The sequence below is a fragment of the Nakamurella flava genome, from assembly GCF_005298075.1.
In the GTDB taxonomy this organism is placed as follows: domain Bacteria; phylum Actinomycetota; class Actinomycetes; order Mycobacteriales; family Nakamurellaceae; genus Nakamurella; species Nakamurella flava.
This window is the reverse complement of record NZ_SZZH01000008.1, coordinates 1-18,108: the sequence shown is the minus strand read 5'-3', so window position 1 is coordinate 18,108 and position 18,108 is coordinate 1. Positions and strand designations below refer to the sequence as shown.

Genomic DNA, 18,108 nt, shown 5'->3' with positions numbered 1-18,108 from the left:
GGGATGCCTTCCGGTTTCTTCGGCACTTACACGCCGCGGATGGACGACAAGGGGCGGGTCACGTTGCCCGCGAGATACCGGGACCAGTTCGCGGCGGGGGTGATGGTGGTGCGGGGACAGGATCACTGCCTTTACGTCTTCACCCCTGACGGTTTCAACACCTTCGCCGACGCCGCCATCAATGCCCCGATCACCGACGAACGCGCCCGCGGTTACCAGCGCTACATGCTGGCCAACACCGACGAGCAGCGTCCGGACGGCCAGGGCCGCATCTCCATCCCCGCCCGCATGCGGGAGTACGCCGGCCTCACCAAGGACATCGTCATCACCGGTGTCGGCCTGCGGATGGAGATCTGGGACGCCACCGAGTGGCAGGAGTACGAGGCCCGCCAGGAGGCCGCATACGCCGCGCCGGAACGGGGGTTGCTCACCAGTTGATCCACCGGACCGACGGCGATGGACCTGCCGCCCGGCCCGCATCCGCTCCAGCCCTGACACGACTTCCCCCGTGCCAGGACCGACCGGCGCTGACACGACTTCCCCCGTGCCAGGGCCCGACGCGGATGGGGACCAGGAAGCAGGAACACCCCGGTCCACCGGATCCCGCTCCGACACCCGTCTCCCACCAGCACCGCCCGGCCCCGCTCCACCCGCACCCGACCAGCACCCACCGGACCGGCCGTCACGGCCGTGCTCCGGTTCTTTCCCGTGCGCGCCACCCGGCACGTGCCAGCAGAACCCGATCACCACGTCAGACACCGGAGGGGACGCCGATGGGGCAGCGGTCGCAGCCGGTGCCGGCGGGACACGTCCCCGTCCTGCTCGGCCGGGTCGACGAGCTGCTGACCCCGGCTCTGGATGGCGCGCCGGATCAGAGCTGGTGTGTGGACGCCACTCTCGGCATGGGCGGCCACACGCTGGCCCTGTTGCAGGCCCACCCGCACCTGCGGATCGTCGGTATCGACCGCGACCCGCAGGCCCTGGAGATCGCCGAGCGGCGGCTGACCGAGGCGGGCGTGATCGACCGGGCCGTCCTGGTCCACGCCGTGTACGACCGCATCGGTGACGCCATCGACGAGCACGTCCCAGGGGCCCGCGTCCAGGGTGTGCTGTTCGACCTCGGGGTGTCGTCCGTGCAGCTGGACCGGGCGGACCGGGGCTTCGCCTACGCCCAGGACGGCCCACTGGACATGCGGATGGACCCGACCACGGGGCCGTCCGCGGCCGACGTCCTCAACACCTACGCCACCGGTGAGCTCGCCCGGATCCTGCGGGAGTACGGAGAGGAACGGTTCGCCGGGCGGATCGCCGCCGCGATCGTCGCCGAGCGGGCCCGGGAGCCGTTCACCACCAGCGCCCGGCTGGTCGACCTGGTCCGCAGCAACATCCCGGCGGCCACCCGCCGGACCGGGGGCAACCCGGCCAAGCGCACCTTCCAGGCCCTGCGCATCGAGGTCAACGACGAGCTGGGGGCGCTCCGCCGCGCGTTGCCCGCCGTGCTCGAGCGGATCGCCGTGGGCGGCCGGATCGTGCTGCTGTCCTACCAGTCGCTCGAGGACCGCATCGTCAAGCGGGCGATCCAGCCGTCGACGCTCTCGACCTCACCCCCCGGCCTACCCGTCGAGCTCCCCGGCACCGAGCCGGAGTTCCGGTGGCTGACCCGTGGGGCCGAGTTGCCGACCGACGACGAGGTGCAGGCGAACCCGCGGGCCGCGTCGGCGCGGATGCGGGCGGCCGAGCGGTTGACGACCGGCGGGGGCCGGCGATGACCAACGAACCGGCGACGAACGAATCGGCGGGACGCCGGACGGCGATCAGTGGCACGAACGGGGTGGGGCAGATGGTCCGGTACAGGAAGGCTGCGGCGTGACGATCCAGGACGAGGTACGGACGGCAGGACCGGACACCGGACGGCGGGCCCGGTCGGGTCGGTCGTCGACGGAGTCGTCGCGGCGGGCGTATGAACGTCGGCAGCGGCGCCTGCAGAAGTCGGGGGAGACCCGGCTCGGCTCGCCCGGCCGTCCGGTGGCGGCCGCCCTCGACCGGGCTCCGTTCGTCATCGCGGTCATCGTCCTGCTGACCGCCGGCGTGGCCGGGGTGCTCTACCTCAACACCCTGACCGACGAGGCCGGAATGAAGGCGGCGAAGGCGCGGACGGACAGCGCGAGCCTCCGCCTGGACATCGAGGCCCTGCAGCGGGAGGTCGCCGGCCTGGACTCGACTCCGCGCATCGCCCAGGTCGCCGCCCAGCTCGGCCTGACCATCGCCGGCGATTCCGCCATGCTCGAGATCGACGGCGCCGGCCACGGCACCGTCGTCGGAACGCCGTCGGCCGTGCCCACGCCGGCGCCGGCCGCGGCCGCACCGACCACCGATCCGGCGGCCGCCGGAGCGGCGGCCACCCCGGCCACCACCCCGGCTCCCGCCCCGGCGGCCGAGGCCGCTCCGACGACCGCCGCTCCGACGACTGCCGCCCCCGAAGCCGCAGCACCCGAGGCGGCCGCCCCGGCGGCTCCGGCCCCGGTGACCGCCGCCCCGTCCGCCGTCACCGCGACGGGAACCGTCGGATGACGACGGGAATCGGCGGCGGCCGTCCCGCCCGCGACACTGGTCGCGTCGGGTCCGGTGGACCGGTGGATCCTCGCCGGGCCCGGCCCACCCGCCCCGGGCCGGTCTCCGGGTCGAGCGCCCCGCAGAGCGCCCGTCCCCGGCGCATCCGGACCGACGGCGTCCGTCCGGTCGACCGTCCGGCACCGACCGCGACCGCCCGGCCGGCGCGCGGCGCGGGTTTCGCCGGGCGGCCACTGCGTACGGGCCACCCGTCCGCGTCGGTCCGCGGCCGCCGCGCCAAGCGCGCCCGTCAGTCCTCGTTCAGCCCGGCCCGCCGGGGTCGGCTGGCGCTGTTCGCGCTGGTCCTGGTCCTGGTGGCGGCGCTCGTCAAGCTGACGACCATCCAGGTCTTCGACATCGGCAACTACGCGGCCCAGAGTGCCCAGCAGCGCACCCGCGAGATCCCGCTGATCGCCCAGCGCGGCACCATCACCGACGTGAACGGCAACAACGTGGCCTTCACGGTGGAGGGTCGGGCCATCGCCGCCCGGCCCAAGCTGTTCACCGACGACGCCCAGCGGCAGGCGGTCGCCCGCATCATCGTCGCGGGGCTGGCCCAGGGCGGCGCCCCGGACGTCGCCTCCACGGGGGCGCCGGTCACCGAGGCCGACATCCTGGAGAAGCTGCAGTCCAGCCGCACCTACGTCTACCTGGCCCGCAACCTGCTGCCCGAGCAGGCCGCCGCGATGATGAAGGAGATCTCGCCGCTGTTCGACCAGGCGCACATCAACGCGGTGGCCACCGAGCGGCAGGACATGCGCGAGTACCCGGACAACAGCGCCATGGCCGCGATCGTCGGCAACACCGACTACGACGGCAACGGCCTGTCCGGTATCGAGTCCAAGTGGGACACCCGGCTCGCCGGCAAGGACGGCACCCGCACGGTCGACGTCGACGCCACCCACCTCGTCATCCCGAACTCGACTCGCGACCAGGTCCCCGCGGTCGACGGCATGGACGTGCAGCTGACCATCGACAGCGACCTGCAGTACGCGGTGATGCAGCAGCTGCAGAAGTACGTCGACGCTTCGCAGGCCAAGAAGGGCTGCATCGTCGTCATGGCCGTCAAGGACGCCCACATTCCGGTGATGGCCTGCTACCAGCCGGGTCAGACCACCCGGCAGACCGGCAACCTCGCGGCCACCGCGGCGTTCGAGATGGGCTCGGTCAACAAGGTCGTCACCATGGCCGCCGCCCTCGACAAGGGCCTCATCACGCCGACCACCCCGTTCACGGTGGACGGCAGCATCGAGATGGGCGGCATCACCGTCAAGGACGCGTGGGCCCACGGCCCGACGAAGATGACGGCGACCGGCATCCTGGCCAAGTCCTCCAACGTCGGCACCCTGATGATCGCCCAGCAGGTCGGTCAGGACGACTTCATGGCCATGGCCAAGCGCTTCGGCCAGGGGGCCCGCACGGGCGTGCAGCTGCCCGCGGAGACCAGCGGCAACCTGCCCGCCATGTCCACCTGGTCGGCGGCGACGTTCGCGAACCTGCCCATCGGCCAGGGCGTCTCGTACAACCTGGTCGAGCTGGCCAGCATGTATCAGACGATCGCCAACGGCGGCGTCCGCATCCAGCCGACGCTGGTGGCGTCCACCACCAGCGATGGCGTGACCACCCCGTTCCCGACCGGCACCACCACCCAGGTGATGAAGCCCGAGTCGGCGGCCACTCTGCTGCAGATGCTGCGCGGCACCATCCAGAGCGGCGACACGGCACACCGCGGCACCGCCCCGCAGGCGCAGATCACCGGCTACCAGGTGGCCGGCAAGACGGGTACCGCGCAGCAGGTCGACGAGGACACCGGTGAGTACTCGCAGAGCCTGATCACGTCCACCTTCGGTGGGATCGTCCCGGCCGACAACCCGCAGTACGCCATCTCGATCATGCTGGACAACCCGCGCGGGGATTCGTCCGTCGGGACGACAAGCTGCGCTCCGCTGTTCCATGACGTGGCCTCGTACGTGCTGCGGGCCGGGGACGTGCCGCCGTCGGCGACGCCGGCTCCGGTCTACGACCTGTATCTGCCGTAGCGGGTAACGTGCGCGCCGTGACTTCCCCTGTCGCTCCGACCTCGTTGCGCCCGCAGCGACCGGTCGGGGCCAGGCTCGTCGACCTCGCCCGGACGGCCGGCACTCGCCCGACCGGGCGACCGGCCACCGCCGCCGGCGTTCGGAACGCGAGTTCCGCCGGTGCTTGCGCCCCGACCGGCGGTCCCTCGTCCGGGGCCGGTCTCGACGACCTCCTCATCACGGGGATCACCCATCGGGCCCAGGAGGCCCGGCCGGGCGACCTGTTCGCGGCCCTGCCCGGTACCCGGGTGCACGGGGCCGAGTTCGCCGCCGCCGCGGTGAACGCCGGGGCCGTGGCGGTGCTGACCGACCCGGCCGGGGCGGCCCGGCTGGACACCGACCCGGTGACCGCGGACCTGCCCCGGCTGATCGTGGACGAGCCGCGCCGCGTGCTCGGCGCGGTCGCCGCGCAGGTCTACGGCGACCCCAGCCGGCGCCTGCAGGTCGTCGGGGTGACCGGCACCGCGGGCAAGACGACCACCGGGTACCTGCTCGAGCGGGCGTTGGCCGCCGACGGGTCCCGCACCGGACTGATCGGCACCGTGCAGACCCGCTGGGGCGATCCCGACGGCGGCGTCACCGTGCTGCCCAGCAGCCTGACCACCCCCGAGGCCCCCGACCTGCAGGCGCTGTTCGCGGTCATGGTCGAGCAGGGCGTCGACGCGGTGGCGATGGAGGTCTCCTCGCACGCGTTGTCCCTGGGCCGGGTCGACGGGACCCACTTCGAGGTGGGGGCGTTCACCAACCTGTCGCAGGATCACCTGGATTTCCACCGCGACATGGAGGACTACTTCCAGGCCAAGGCGCAGCTGTTCGACGGTCGGGCCCGTCGTCCGGTCGTGATGGTCGACGACGAGTGGGGTCAGCGGCTCGCGGCCGATCATCCCGAGGCGGTGACGGTCTCCACGCATCCGGGTCGACCGGCGGACTGGCGGGTGTGTGGCGCGGTGCCGTTGCCGGCCGGGCGCCAGCAGGTGTCCCTGCTCGGCCCGGACGATGCCGCGATCGGGTTCAACCTGGCACTGCCCGGGCCGTTCAACGTCGCGAACGCCGGGCTGGCTGTGGCCTGCGTGAACGCGCTCGGCCGCGATCCGCACGAGGCGGCCGCCGCGCTCGACGACGTGGTGGTCCCCGGTCGGATGGAGCGCGTCCTGGCCGGTCAGGATTTTCTGGCCGTCGTCGATTACGCGCACAAGCCGGGCGCGCTGGCCGCCGTGCTCGACGCCGTCCGCCACGGGCTGGTCGGCCGGCTGATCCTGGTCATCGGCGCCGGCGGCGACCGCGACCACGGCAAGCGGCCGATGATGGGCGCCGAAGCGGCCCGCCGGGCGGACCTGGTGATCGTCACCGACGACAACCCGCGGTCCGAGGACCCGGGCGGGATCCGCGCGGCCGTGCTGGCCGGGGCCCGGGCCGTGGTGGCCGAGGGGGTCGGGGACCGGGCGGTCGAACTCCGGGAGATCGGCGACCGGCGGGAGGCCATCCGCGCGGCCGTGGCCGCGGCCGGGCCGGGTGACGCGATCGTCATCGCCGGCAAGGGACACGAGACGGGACAAAAGGTGGGTGACGAGCTGTTGCCGTTCTCCGATCGGCAGGAGCTGGAGCAGGCGCTCCAGGCGCTGGACGCACGGGTGACGCCGGCGGACGCCGGCGGGACGGGCGGCCCGGCGTGATCGAGATGACCCTCGCCCAGGTCGCCGAGGCGACCGGCGCGGCCCTGCCCGCCGACGCCCCCGGCGAACTGCTGGTGACGTCCGCGGAGTTCGACACCCGGCGCGTGCAGCCGGGCGCCCTGTTCGTCGCCCTGGTCGGCGACCACGCCGACGGCCACGACTTCGCCGCCGCCGCGCGGGGCGCGGGTGCGGTCGCGGTGCTGGGCTCGCGCGACCTGCCGGCCGATGCCGGTCTGCCGCTGCTCCGGGTCCCGGACGGCGACGGCGGGGATCCGAACGCCGGGGTGCTCGCCGCGTTGGCCCGACTGGCCCAGGCATCGGTGAAGGCGCTCGTCGTCGGACACGATCTGCAGGTGGTCGGGGTGACCGGCTCGTCCGGCAAGACGTCGACCAAGGACCTCATCGCGGCCGTGCTGTCGGCCTCCGGTGATCCGGTCGTCGCCCCGCCGGAGTCGTTCAACAACGAGCTCGGCCATCCGTACACCGCGTTGCGGGCCACCCCGCAGACCCGGTACCTGGTGCTGGAACTGTCGGCCCGCGGCAAGGGCCACATCGCCGAACTGGCCCGGATCGCCCCGCCCCGCATCGGCGCCGTGCTGAACGTCGGGTCGGCCCACCTGGGTGAGTTCGGGTCGGTCGAGGGCATTGCCGAGGCCAAGTCCGAGCTGGTGCAGGCCCTGCCGTCGGGATCCGTCCTGCCCGGCCGGGGCGGAGTCGCCATCCTCAATGCCGACGACGAGCGGGTGGCCGCGATGGCCGACCGCACGGACGCCGAGGTCGTGCTCGTCGGTCAGGACCCGGCCGCGACGGTCCGGGCGGAGGACGTCACCGCCGACGACGCCGACCGCGCCGTCTTCACCCTGGTCACCCCGGAGGGCTCGGCCCCGGTCCGGTTGTCCGTGGTGGGCGCGCACCAGATCGGCAACGCCCTGAGCGCGGCCGCGGTCGGTCGCGCGGTCGGGATGCCGGTGGAGCAGGTGGCCGACGCGCTCAGCGCCGCCGGTCCCGCATCCAAGTGGCGGATGGACGTCACCGAACTGGCCGGTGGCGTGCTGCTCGTCAATGACGCCTACAACGCCAACCCGCATTCGACGAAGGCCGCGCTGCGCTCCCTGGCGAAGATGAAGCGGTCCCGTCCGGGGCGGGCCTGGGCGGTGCTCGGGGAGATGGCCGAGCTCGGGGACAGTGCCATCGAGGCGCACGACGAGGTCGGCCGGCTGGTGGTCCGCCTGGGCATCGACCAGCTGATCGTGGTCGGCGCCGAGGGAGCGGGTCGCAGCTCACTGGCCCGCGCGCTGCATCTCGGAGCGCATCTGGAAGGTTCGTGGGGTGGCGAGTCGCTGCCCGTGTCCGACGTCGACGAAGCGGTCGCCGTCCTGATCGAGGAACTCGCCGACGGTGACGTGGTGCTGGTCAAGGCATCGCGGTCCGTCGGTCTGGAACGGGTGGCAACGGCGTTGATCGACCGCATCGGAACTGCTGACCGCACCGGGGAGGCCGGGGCGTGAAGTCCATCCTCATCGCCGCGATCGTCGCCCTCGCGGTGTCGATCATGCTGACCCCGTACCTCATCAAGGTGTTCTCCCGGCAGGGGTTCGGCCAGGAGATCCGCGAGGACGGCCCGCAGCACCACAAGAAGAAGCGCGGCACCCCCACGATGGGTGGTACCGCGATCATCGTCGCGATGTGGGCCGGCTACCTGGCCGCGGTGATCGTGCAGATGATCACCGGCGAAGGTGGCCCCACGGCCTCGGCCTGGCTGCTGCTTTACCTGACGACCGGGATGGGTCTGGTCGGCTTCCTCGACGACTTCATCAAGATCCGCAAGCAGCGCAACCTGGGTCTGAACAAGCGGATGAAGTTCCTCGGCCAGACGTTCATCGCCCTGTCGTTCGGGGTGCTGGCCCTGCAGTTCCGCAGCTCGTCCGGCTTCGCGCCGGCGTCGGTCTACATCTCCTACACGCGGGACATCGCGCTGCTGTCGGTCGGCACCGTGGGGTTCGTGGCCCTGGCCTGGTTGCTGGTGTCGGCCTGGTCCAATGCGGTCAACTTCACCGACGGGCTGGACGGCCTGGCCGCCGGGTCGTCGGTGATGGTGCTCTTCACCTACGTGGCGATCGGGTTCTTCCAGTTCCGCAACGCCTGCTGGCAGCCGTTGAGCGACGCGGCCGCGGCCGGCTGTTACGAGGTCCGGGACCCGCTGGACCTGGCCGTGGTCGCGGCAGCGGCGTTGGGCGGCTGCATCGGGTTCCTGTGGTGGAACGCCCACCCGGCCCGGATCATGATGGGCGACACCGGTTCGCTGGCTTTGGGCGGTCTCATCGCCGGGTTGTCGATCATGACCCGCACCGAGCTGCTGCTGGTGGTCATCGCCGGCCTGTTCGTCATCGAGATGCTGTCGGTGATCATCCAGATCGCCGTCTTCCGGACCCGCGGCACCCGTATCTTCAAGATGGCCCCGTTCCACCACCATTTCGAGCTGTCCGGCTGGGCCGAGACGACCGTCATGGTCCGGTTCTGGCTGCTGGCGGCCATGTCGGCGGCGCTGGGCCTCGGCCTGTTCTACGCCGAGTGGCTCTCGCTGACCGGTGGCTGAGCCGATGGGCGCACCCGACGAGCCCGGCACCGACCGCAGCACCAGCACCGAGGCCGGCCTGGCTCGTCACCGCGCGCGCTGGCGTCCCGGCCCCGGGGTCGTCGTCCTGGCCGCCGGGGTGGGGGTCACCGGTCTGCCGGTCGTCCGCTACCTGGCGGCCACCGGGGCGACCGTGCTGGTGACGTCGAACCGGACGCCGCCGGCCGAACTCGCCGACATCCCCGGCGACATCCGGTTCGTCGGCGACCCGGTCGAGCCGCCGGAGTTGGTCGACACCGAGATGGGGGAGCGGGCGCTCAGCGCGGTCGTCACCTCCGCCGGCCTGCCGCCGCACCACCCACTGCTGACGGCTGCGCAGGCCCACGGACTCGAAGTGATCGGGGAGGTGGAACTGGCCTGGCGGTTGGATCACCAGGGCGACCCCGACGAGCTGGCCGGGGCGGCCCCCTGGCCGCTGACCGACCCGGCGGCCGAGCCGCGCGACTGGTTGGTGGTCACCGGCACCAACGGCAAGACGACGACCACCGGGATGCTCGAGTCGATCCTGCGGGCCGCCGGCCGCCAGGTGACCGCATGCGGGAACATCGGCTGGCCGGTGCTCGAGGCGGTGCTCGCGGAGCCCCGGCAGGACGTCATCGCCGTCGAGCTGTCCAGCTTCCAGCTGCACTGGGCACCCAGCGTGTGGCCCCGGGCGGGTGTCGTCCTCAACGTCGCCGAGGACCACCTGGACTGGCACGGATCGATGGCCGCCTACGCGGGCGCCAAGGCGCGGGCCCTGACCGGGGAGATCGCGGTCGCCGTGGTCGACGACCCGGGGGCGTTGGCCCTGCTGAAAGCGGCGGACCGGGCGGGGACCCGCGTCGGCGTCACGGCCGGGGACCCGCGGACGGGCATGCTCGGCGTCCGGGGTGGCGCCCTGGTCGACGCCGCCTTCCGCGCCGGCGAGCTGCTGCCGGCCGCCGACGTCCGACCGCCCGGGGCGCACAACGTCACCAACGCGCTCGCCGCGGCGGCCCTGGCCCTGTCCGGCGACGTCACGGCCGAGCAGGTGGCCGCGGGCCTGCGGGCCTACGCCCCCGGCGCGCACCGCAACGTCCTGGTCGGCGCCCGGCCGGCGCGACGAGGGGCCGGGACCGACGGTGCGGGAATGGTGCGGTTCGTCGACGACTCCAAGGCCACCAACCCGCATGCGGCGCTGGCCTCCCTAACCGCCTACGACCGGGTGGTGTGGGTGGCCGGCGGCCAGCTCAAGGGGGCGACCGTCGATGACCTGGTGGTCGCCGTCCGTGACCGGTTGGTCGGGGTCGTGCTGCTCGGGGTCGACGCGCCACTCGTCGCGGCTGCTCTTTCCCGACACGCCCCCGATGTGCCCAGGGTGGTCGTGCAGGGCCGGGACGATGACGTGATGCGAACAGTGGTGCGAACGGCCGCCGACATGGCCGGACCCGGTGACGTCGTCCTGCTGGCCCCGGCCGCGGCCTCGCTGGACATGTTCCGGTCCTACGCGGCGCGGGGTCAGGCGTTCGCTCAGGCTGTCGGCGAACTGACCGGCTCGGAGGGTCCGGCGTGACCGTCACCTCGCCCCGACCGGCCGGTGGTGGGTCGGAGCAGCGCGACGACCGACGACGCCCTGCTCGCGGTCCGGCTGACCGGGCCGTGGGGCCGGTGCGCACGCGGCTGCGGGCCGGTGTCCGCTACGCCTCGGACTGGCTCGATCGTCCGATGGCCTCGCTACACCTGATCCAGGCGATCTTCGCCCTGCTGCTGGGCTTCGGTCTGCTGATGGTGCTGTCCTCGTCCTCGGTGACGGCGTTCCGCACCGGAGGCTCCTCGTTCGGGGTGTTCGCCAACCAGGCCACCTTCGCGCTCGTCGGTCTGGTCCTGTTCGGGGCGACCCAGTACCTGCCGGTCCGGCTGATGCGTTCGCTGTCGACCGCGGCGGTGATGTTCTCGATCCTGCTGCTGGTCGCCGTGCTCATCCCGGGGGTCGGCAAGCTCGTCAACGGGGCCCGGAGCTGGATCGCGATCGGCGGTTTCCAGTTCCAACCCAGCGAGGTGGCCAAGCTGGCGCTGCTGCTGTGGATGGGGCACGTGCTGGCCGCCCGGCGGTCGACGCTGGCCTCGCCGCGTTCGTTGCTGATCCCGGTGCTACCGGTGTTCATCCTCATCGCCGGGTTGATCATGATGCAGCCCGACCTCGGCACCACCACCGCCCTGCTCATCGTCTTCATGGCGTGCCTGTTCTTCGCCGGCGCTCCGTGGTGGATGTTCGCCACCCTGGCCGGCCTGGCGGTGCTCGGGGTCACCGCGCTGGCCCTGTCCGCCACCTACCGGCTGGCCCGGGTGCTGTCCTTCCTCAACCCGGATCCCACGAGTGCCTCCGGGTGGCAGCTCGCGCAGAGCCTGTACGGGATGGGCAACGGCGGCATCTTCGGGGTCGGTCTCGGGCAGTCCCGGGCCAAGTGGAGCTATCTGCCGAACGCCGATTCGGACTTCATCTTCGCGATCGTCGGCGAGGAACTCGGCTTCATCGGGGCCGCGTTGCTGCTCCTGCTGTTCGGTCTGCTGGCCTACACGGGCCTGCGGATCGCCCGCCGCAACGTCGACCCGTTCGTCAAGATCGTCGCCTCGGCGGGCACGGTGTGGCTGGTCGGCCAGGCCGGCATCAACATCTGCTACGTCGTGGGTCTGCTGCCGGTCACCGGCATCCCGCTGCCGATGATCTCCGCCGGTGGCACCTCGCTGATCATCACCATGGTCGTCTTCGGTCTGCTGGCCAACTTCGCCCGGAGCGAGCCGGAGGCGGCCGCCGTCCTGCAGGCCAACGGCGGCAACCGCCTGGCCCGCTTCCTCGGGGTCAATCCCAAGCCGGGCGCCGGGGCCAAACGGGCGGCCAAGCGGACCGCCAAGGCCGAACGGCGGGCCGCGAAATCGGCCAAGCGGGCCGCGGCCGCCAAGCCCGCCCCGGCGCGGAAGCCCGCGAGCCCGACCCGGCGTACTCCGGACGCGGTCCGCGCGGAGCCCCGCAGCCGGGGTGCCGCGCCCCGACCGACCACCGGGACACAGCGACCGGGAGCCATCCCCCGGCAGCCCGACGGGCGGCGGGGCGCAGCCGGTGCCCGACCCGCCCGATCCACCCCGTCGGCGAATCCCCGCCGCAACCCGTCCTCAGGAGGTTCCCCGCAGTGGTGACGACGAGTGTCCTGCTCGCCGGAGGCGGTACGGCGGGGCACATCGAACCGGCCCTGGCCGTTGCCGACGCGCTGGTCGCGCTGGCCGGGGACGACGTGGTGATCACCGCACTGGGCACCGAGCGGGGATTGGAGACGCGCCTGGTGCCGGAACGCGGCTACGAGCTGCGGCTGGTGCCGCCGGTGCCGCTGCCCCGCAAACCGTCCGGTGACCTGTTGACCCTGCCGGGCCGGATGCGGTCGGCGATCAAGGCGACGCGGGCCGTCATGGACGAACGTGATGTCGATGTCGTCGTGGGCTTCGGCGGGTACGTGGCCCTGCCCGCGTATCTGGCCGCCCGCGGTCGGGTGCCGATCGTCGTGCACGAGGCCAACGCCCGGGCCGGTCTGGCCAACAAGGTGGGTGCCCGGTTCGCCGCCGCGGTGGCGGCGGCCGTCGAGGGCTCGGGCCTGTCCGGAGCCCGCGTCGTCGGCAATCCGGTGCGCCGCTCGCTGTCCCAGCTGGATCGGGCGGCGCTGCGGGCGCAGGCCCGGGAGTTCTTCGGGCTCGACCCGGATGCCCCGACGCTGCTGGTCTTCGGCGGCTCGCAGGGCGCGCAGCGCATCAACGACGCGGTGTCGGGGGCGGCTAACGAGCTGGCCGCCCACGGGATCGGCGTCCTGCACGCCTACGGCCGCAAGAACGAGGTGACCGTGCCCGGTGGACTGTCGCCCCGGTACGTCGCCGTCCCGTACCTGGACCGGATGGACCTCGCCTACGCGGCCGCCGACCTGGTGCTGGCCCGGTCCGGCGCGATGACCGTCGCCGAGATCGGGGCGGTCGGGCTGCCCGCGGTCTATGTGCCGTTGCCGCACGGCAACGGCGAGCAGCGGCTGAACGCCTCCGGGCAGGTCGCGGCCGGTTCGGCCGTCGTCATCGACGACGCCGACCTCACCCCGACGGTCGTGGTGGAGAAGGTCGTGCCGTTGGTGATCGACGGCATCGTCCGCGATGGCATGACCGCCGCGGCGGCCGGCATGGCCGCCCACCCGGTGGACGAGGTGTTGGCCCGGATGGTGCTCGACGTCGCGGCCGCGGCCCGATCCGGCGGGAACGCCCGATGAGCGCGGACCACTCCGGCAGCGTCCCGGCCGCCGAGGTCCCGGTGACCGCCGAAGGGGTGTCGTTGGCCCGTACCCACCTGGTCGGCGTGGGCGGCGCCGGGATGAGCGGCATCGCCCGCATCCTGGTGGACCGCGGGCTGCCGGTCTCCGGGTCGGACGCCAAGCAGTCGGCCACCGTGTCCGCGCTGATCGAGCGCGGGGTGCAGGTCGCGGTCGGTCACGGCGCCGATCGGCTGGACCTGCTGGCCGGGGGGCCGACGGCCGTGGTGGTGTCGACGGCGGTCCGGCCGGACAATCCCGAGCTGGTCGCCGCCCGGGAACGGGGCATCCCGGTGGTCCGGCGGGCGGTGGCGTTGGCCGCGTTGATGACGGGGCAGCGGGCCGTCTGTGTGGCCGGCACCCACGGCAAGACCTCGACCACCTCGATGCTCACGGTGGCGTTACGGGCCGCCGACCTGGACCCGTCGTTCATGATCGGCGGCGAACTGACTGATTCCGGGTTGGCCGCCCATGCCGGCCGGGGTGACGTGTTCGTCGCCGAGGCCGACGAGTCCGACGGATCGTTCCTGGCCTTCGCCCCGCACGGTGCGATCGTCACCAACCTCGAACCGGACCACCTGGACCATCACGGCACCGCCGAGGCCTACGAGGCGGTCTTCGAGCAGTTCGTCGAACGCATCGAGCCGGGTGGGTTCCTCGTCGCCTGCGCCGACGATCCGGGTTCGGCCGCGCTGGCGGCGTCGGCCCGGCGTTCGGGTCTGCGCCGCGTCGTCACCTACGGTCGATCGGCCGACGCGGAGGTCCGGCTGGAGCGCGACGGTTCCCCGGCGGTGGACGGAGGTCCGCAGACCGCGGTGCTGACCCTGCCCGGCGGGCCGCCGGTGGTGCTGCGCCTGCAGGTCCCCGGTGACCACATGATGCTGAACGCCGCGGCGACGGTGGCCGCCGGCGCCGAGCTGGGCGTCGACCCGGCGTCGCTGGCCGCGGGGCTCGCCACTTACGGCGGCGTCCGCCGACGTTTCGAACACAAGGGCGCGGCGGCCGGCGTCACCGTCTACGACGACTACGCCCACCACCCGACCGAGGTGGCCGCCCAGCTGGCCGCGGCCCGGTCGGTGGTCCCCTCCACCGGTCGGCTGGTGGTGATCTTCCAGCCACACCTGTACTCGCGGACCGAGACGTTCGCGACCGAGTTCGGGCGGGCCCTGTCGGCGGCCGACGTGGTCGTGCTGCTCGACGTGTTCGCGGCCCGGGAGGATCCGCGGCCGGGGGTGTCCGGTGAGTTGATCGCCCGGGCGGTCGACGCGGCGGTGCCGCTGGTCTACGAGCCGGACCGCGCCGCGGCCACCGTGTCGGCGGCCCGGGTGCTGCGGGACGGCGACGTGGTGATCACCATGGGCGCCGGTGACGTGACGGCCATCGGTCCCGAACTGCTGGCGCGGTTGTCGGCGGAGGCAACCCGATGACGCGGCTGCCGCGGTTGTCGCGGGAAGCCCGCAAGGACGGCGGATCGGGTCGGTCCCGGTCGACCGGCGGCCGGTCCGGCGCGAAGGCGACGACGAAGGCCGCTCCGGCCGGGGGAGTGCTGACCGCCGACCGACCGGCGCCCGATGTGCGTCCGCGGCGGGCGCCGCAGCAGGTGCGCCGGTGGCCCTGGATCCTGGGTGCCGCCCTGACCGCGACGCTGCTGGTGGCGGCCGGGGTCGTCATCTTCTTCACTCCGCTGCTCGGTCTGCGGTCCGTCGTCATCACCGCGGGATCCATCACCGGGGCCGACGGCGCCGCGGTGGCGGGCGGCACACTCGACCCCTCGCTCGACGCGGCGGTGCGTGCGGTCGTCGATGTGCCCGACGGAACCCCCTTGGCCCGTATCGATCTCGGCGGGATCGCCGAGCGGGTGCGGGACGTTCCGCAGGTCGACGCGGTGAGTGTCGGCCGCTCCTGGCCGAACGCGGTGACGGTCACCATCACCCCGCGCGTCCCGGTGGCGGTCACGTCGGCCAACGGTCAGCTGTGGTTGATGGATCGGCAGGGTGTCGCCTATCTCCCGGTCGCCGCGGCCCCGGCCGGCCTGGTGACTCTGAAGCTGGCCACTCCGGGACCGGGGGATCCGGCCACGGAGGCGGCGATGACGGTCATCGAGTCGTTCACCGACTCCTTCCGCGGCCAGGTCGCCGCGGTGAGCGCGCGGACCGCCTACGACGTGCAGCTGACCCTGACCGACGGCCGCACCGTGGTCTGGGGCGGAGCGGATCAGTCCGCTCGCAAGATGCAGGTGCTGCCGACGCTGCTGGAGCAGAAGGGGTCGCAGTACGACGTCACCGACCCGTCGCTGGTCAGCGTCCGCTGAACTGAATCCGTGTCGGGTTGCCGCGTTCTCAGGTCGAACCGGGATCCTGACGGCGGCGTTCCTCGGCGCTTTCCCGGCGCACGCGGCGCAGTTCACCGATCATCTTGCGGGGCTGTCGCAGGACCGCACCCGGCAGCCCGGCGAGGAACCGTCGGGGGTGCCGGTTGGCCCGCCGCAACAGCCGCCGCGGTTTGGTGCGAACCCGGTCCTTGAGGTCTTCGAGGTACTCGTCGGGTAATGACTCGTGCGGGTAGCGGACGATGTGGTGACAGCGGTGGCATTCGGTGTGCAGCAGCAGCCGGCCGGCGTAGACGACGTCGTGTTCGGTGACCCGTCCGCAGGACGAGCACAGCAGATCGGCGAGTTCGGTTTCGTCGGTGGCCATCTCACTGCACCTGGAATCCGGTGGCCCGCAGCATTCGCTCGGCGTCGACCAGGTCGTCGGGGTAGGTGATCTTGATGTTGCGGACGTCCCCGGGGATCCACGACGACAGGGTCGGCTGGTAGGCGTTCCAGCAGGACACGGTGTCGGTGGTGTCGAAACCGTCCTGGAAGGCCTGCTCGTACGCCCGCAACAGGGGGGCGGCGGAGAATACCTGCGGGGTTTGGGCTCTCACGTATCGGGCGGCCGGATCGACGACCAGGTGGCCGTCCTCGCCGGTCGCGCAGATCTGCTCGTCCTCCAGGCCGGGGTAGACGGCGCCGGTGACGGCGACCTCGTCGAGGAGTCGGTGCACCAGCGACGGGCCGATGATGGGGCGGGCGCCGTCGTGGATGAGGACGGTGTCGACCCGGTCGGCAGCGATGTCGGCGGCCAGGTGCCGGAGGGCGAAGAGCTCGGATTCGTGACGGGTGCTGCCCCCGGTGATCACCTCCACCCGGCGGCCCGAACCGATCGCCGGGGCCACCTCGCGGTCGATCATCTCGTCGGCCAGATCCTGGTCTCCGTCCCGGACCACCAGCAGCAGCCGGCGGATCGCCGGGACGCGGGCGAAGGCCAGCAGGCTCCAGGCCAGGACCCGGCGGCCGGCCAAAGGGAGGAACACCTTGTTGAGGGAAGCGCCCACCCGGGTGCCACTGCCGGCGCCGAGCACGATGCCAGCGGCCCGAACGGTCGGCGACGGTCCGGAAGAGGCTCCGGACATGATGTCGCTCCCGTCGCTCGGAGGGTGAGTCCTCAGGATACGGCGAGGGCCGCCGCCGTCCGCCGCGACGTCGACGGTCGGCCCCGTCGAGTGGTGCAGGTGCAGTCGAAGACAACCGCACCTGCACCACTCGCGTTCGGTCTCAGTCGAGCAACCGGTCCGGGTTGCGGAACAGCTCACCGATCTCGGCGAGGACCTTGGCGCCGTCGGCCCCGTCGACGGGTCGGTGGTCGAGGGTGAGTCCGATGGTGGCGCCGAGGCGGATGGTCAGGCCGCCGCGGTGGACGACCGGCCGTTCGGTGATGGCGCCGATCGACAGGGCGGTGGCTTGGGGTGGGGTGAGCAGGCTGGTGAAGTACGGCACCCCGAATCCGCCGAGGTTGGACAGGGTGGTGGTGCCGCCGGTGATGTCCGCTCCGGTGAGCGCTCCCGTGCGGGCCCGGTTGATGGTGGCCCGGACCAGCTGGTCCTGCTCCTCGACCGGCAGCAGGTCGGGGTCGCGGACGACGGGGGCCAGCAGCCCGACCGCGGAGTCGACGGCGAGGGCGACGCCGACGTTGGTGTGCGGGGCGGCGGGGGTGCCGGCCTGCTCGTCCCAGCCGGCGTTGACCTGCGGGTTGTTGCGCAACGCGCGCGACAGCGCCCGCAGCAGCAGGGTGGTCCAGCCGATCCGTCCGCGGGCACGGGCGGCGGCATCGAGGTCCAGTTCGGCGAACACGGTGAACTGGGGGACCGCGGCGCTGGAGGTCATGGTCCGGGCCACGGCCGACCGGATGGAGCGACGCCGGGCGGCCAGGGCGTCGGCGAAGCCCGGGTCGGCGTCGCCGGTGGCCGCAGCGGCCGGCGCGGGGGCCGCGGCGGCCGGGGCTGGTGCGGGGGCGGGTCGGGCCGGAGCGGCAGCTGGTGCCGGGGCGGCGACCGGGGCCGCCGCGACCGGTGCCGGGGCAGCGACCGGGGTGGGAGCGGTTGCCTGGGCGGCTTTTTCGACGTCCTCCACGGTGATGACCCCGTCGGCGCGGGTCGCGGTGACGTTCTCGAGCTTGACCCGCAGTTCGGCCGCGCGGCGGCGGGCGCGGGGGACGGTGGGGATGGGTCCGCGGCGGGAGACGGGGGTTGCGTCCAGCAGGCCCCGGTTCGGGGTGCCGTTGGTGCTGGGTTCGGCGTCCAGGTTGGGGGGGACGTCGGAGCCGGGGACGGCCGGTTCGGCGGTCGACCCGTTCGGGCCGGTGGGGGCCGGGTCGTCGAAGAGGCCGGCCATCAGGTCGTCCGACTCCGACAGCAGGTAGGCGATGGGGGCGCCGACGGCGATGGTGTCGCCGGGTTGGGCGACGAGGCGGGCGACGGTGCCGGCGAAGGGGGAT

The 18,108-nt window shown here is 72.9% G+C and carries 15 protein-coding genes; 12 read left to right on the top strand and 3 right to left on the bottom strand.

Going from position 1 to position 18,108, the window contains the following annotated elements:
• Positions 1–3 precede the first annotated feature (3 nt).
• From mraZ to FDO65_RS21100, 12 genes are all read left to right on the top strand, one after another.
• The gene (mraZ, locus tag FDO65_RS21155; RefSeq protein ID WP_137451751.1) at positions 4–438 is read left to right on the top strand and encodes a division/cell wall cluster transcriptional repressor MraZ; all 435 of its coding nucleotides are present in this window, start codon (positions 4–6) and stop codon (positions 436–438) included.
• Between the two features lie 335 nt (positions 439–773).
• Positions 774–1,769 carry a 16S rRNA (cytosine(1402)-N(4))-methyltransferase RsmH gene (gene rsmH / locus FDO65_RS21150; protein WP_137451750.1) on the top strand — a complete coding sequence of 332 codons (996 nt, stop codon included), beginning with the start codon at positions 774–776 and terminating at the stop codon, positions 1,767–1,769.
• Between the two features lie 97 nt (positions 1,770–1,866).
• A complete protein-coding gene (gene ftsL, locus FDO65_RS21145; protein ID WP_137451749.1) occupies positions 1,867–2,571 on the top strand; it encodes a cell division protein FtsL in 705 nt (234 codons plus the stop codon).
• Positions 2,568–4,649, top strand: coding sequence for a peptidoglycan D,D-transpeptidase FtsI family protein (locus FDO65_RS21140; protein WP_137451748.1), 2,082 nt, complete (start codon positions 2,568–2,570; stop codon positions 4,647–4,649). The genes ftsL and FDO65_RS21140 overlap by 4 nt, the downstream gene beginning before the upstream one ends.
• A gap of 17 nt (positions 4,650–4,666) precedes the next feature.
• Entirely contained in the window at positions 4,667–6,361 is a 1,695-nt protein-coding gene (locus FDO65_RS21135) for a UDP-N-acetylmuramoyl-L-alanyl-D-glutamate--2,6-diaminopimelate ligase (protein WP_240757788.1), read from the top strand.
• Positions 6,358–7,869 (top strand): UDP-N-acetylmuramoyl-tripeptide--D-alanyl-D-alanine ligase, encoded by a 1,512-nt coding sequence (locus FDO65_RS21130; protein WP_137451747.1) that lies wholly within the window; start codon positions 6,358–6,360, stop codon positions 7,867–7,869. Before FDO65_RS21135 ends, FDO65_RS21130 begins: the two co-directional genes overlap by 4 nt.
• Positions 7,866–8,957: a phospho-N-acetylmuramoyl-pentapeptide-transferase gene (gene mraY, locus FDO65_RS21125; protein ID WP_137451746.1), complete on the top strand. Its 1,092-nt coding sequence runs from the start codon at positions 7,866–7,868 to the stop codon at positions 8,955–8,957. Before FDO65_RS21130 ends, mraY begins: the two co-directional genes overlap by 4 nt.
• Positions 8,958–8,961: 4 nt before the next feature.
• The gene (murD, locus tag FDO65_RS21120; RefSeq protein WP_137451745.1) at positions 8,962–10,527 is read left to right on the top strand and encodes a UDP-N-acetylmuramoyl-L-alanine--D-glutamate ligase; all 1,566 of its coding nucleotides are present in this window, start codon (positions 8,962–8,964) and stop codon (positions 10,525–10,527) included.
• 152 nt (positions 10,528–10,679) lie between these two features.
• Positions 10,680–12,149 (top strand): putative lipid II flippase FtsW, encoded by a 1,470-nt coding sequence (gene ftsW, locus FDO65_RS23190; protein ID WP_166442333.1) that lies wholly within the window; start codon positions 10,680–10,682, stop codon positions 12,147–12,149.
• On the top strand, positions 12,143–13,252 hold the full coding sequence (gene murG, locus FDO65_RS21110) for an undecaprenyldiphospho-muramoylpentapeptide beta-N-acetylglucosaminyltransferase (protein ID WP_137451743.1): 1,110 nt from the start codon (positions 12,143–12,145) through the stop codon (positions 13,250–13,252). Before ftsW ends, murG begins: the two co-directional genes overlap by 7 nt.
• Positions 13,249–14,718 (top strand): UDP-N-acetylmuramate--L-alanine ligase, encoded by a 1,470-nt coding sequence (gene murC, locus FDO65_RS21105; protein WP_137451742.1) that lies wholly within the window; start codon positions 13,249–13,251, stop codon positions 14,716–14,718. Before murG ends, murC begins: the two co-directional genes overlap by 4 nt.
• Positions 14,715–15,602: a cell division protein FtsQ/DivIB gene (locus tag FDO65_RS21100; protein ID WP_137451741.1), complete on the top strand. Its 888-nt coding sequence runs from the start codon at positions 14,715–14,717 to the stop codon at positions 15,600–15,602. Before murC ends, FDO65_RS21100 begins: the two co-directional genes overlap by 4 nt.
• A gap of 28 nt (positions 15,603–15,630) precedes the next feature.
• Here the strand turns inward: FDO65_RS21100 and FDO65_RS21095 are convergent, their stop codons facing one another.
• The 3 genes from FDO65_RS21095 to FDO65_RS23185 all read right to left on the bottom strand — a co-directional run.
• Positions 15,631–15,987 carry an SIR2 family NAD-dependent protein deacylase gene (locus tag FDO65_RS21095; RefSeq protein WP_137451740.1) on the bottom strand — a complete coding sequence of 119 codons (357 nt, stop codon included), beginning with the start codon at positions 15,985–15,987 and terminating at the stop codon, positions 15,631–15,633.
• Between the two features lies 1 nt (position 15,988).
• Entirely contained in the window at positions 15,989–16,747 is a 759-nt protein-coding gene (locus FDO65_RS21090; RefSeq protein WP_137451739.1) for an IspD/TarI family cytidylyltransferase, read from the bottom strand.
• 142 nt (positions 16,748–16,889) lie between these two features.
• Positions 16,890–18,108: 2-oxo acid dehydrogenase subunit E2 (locus FDO65_RS23185; RefSeq protein ID WP_137451738.1), on the bottom strand; the 1,219-nt coding region annotated here is incomplete at its 5' end.

What these genes read in the sequence shown, in the direction of transcription:
- mraZ (WP_137451751.1), top strand. Translation starts at nt 4, where the DNA reads ATGCCTTCCGGTTTCTTCGGCACTTACACGCCGCGGATGGACGACAAG.
- rsmH (WP_137451750.1), top strand. Translation starts at nt 774, where the DNA reads ATGGGGCAGCGGTCGCAGCCGGTGCCGGCGGGACACGTCCCCGTCCTG.
- FDO65_RS21140 (WP_137451748.1), top strand. Translation starts at nt 2,568, where the DNA reads ATGACGACGGGAATCGGCGGCGGCCGTCCCGCCCGCGACACTGGTCGC.
- murD (WP_137451745.1), top strand. Translation starts at nt 8,962, where the DNA reads ATGGGCGCACCCGACGAGCCCGGCACCGACCGCAGCACCAGCACCGAG.
- ftsW (WP_166442333.1), top strand. Translation starts at nt 10,680, where the DNA reads ATGGCCTCGCTACACCTGATCCAGGCGATCTTCGCCCTGCTGCTGGGC.
- murC (WP_137451742.1), top strand. Translation starts at nt 13,249, where the DNA reads ATGAGCGCGGACCACTCCGGCAGCGTCCCGGCCGCCGAGGTCCCGGTG.
- FDO65_RS21100 (WP_137451741.1), top strand. Translation starts at nt 14,715, where the DNA reads ATGACGCGGCTGCCGCGGTTGTCGCGGGAAGCCCGCAAGGACGGCGGA.
- FDO65_RS21095 (WP_137451740.1), bottom strand. Translation starts at nt 15,987, where the DNA reads ATGGCCACCGACGAAACCGAACTCGCCGATCTGCTGTGCTCGTCCTGC.
- FDO65_RS21090 (WP_137451739.1), bottom strand. Translation starts at nt 16,747, where the DNA reads ATGTCCGGAGCCTCTTCCGGACCGTCGCCGACCGTTCGGGCCGCTGGC.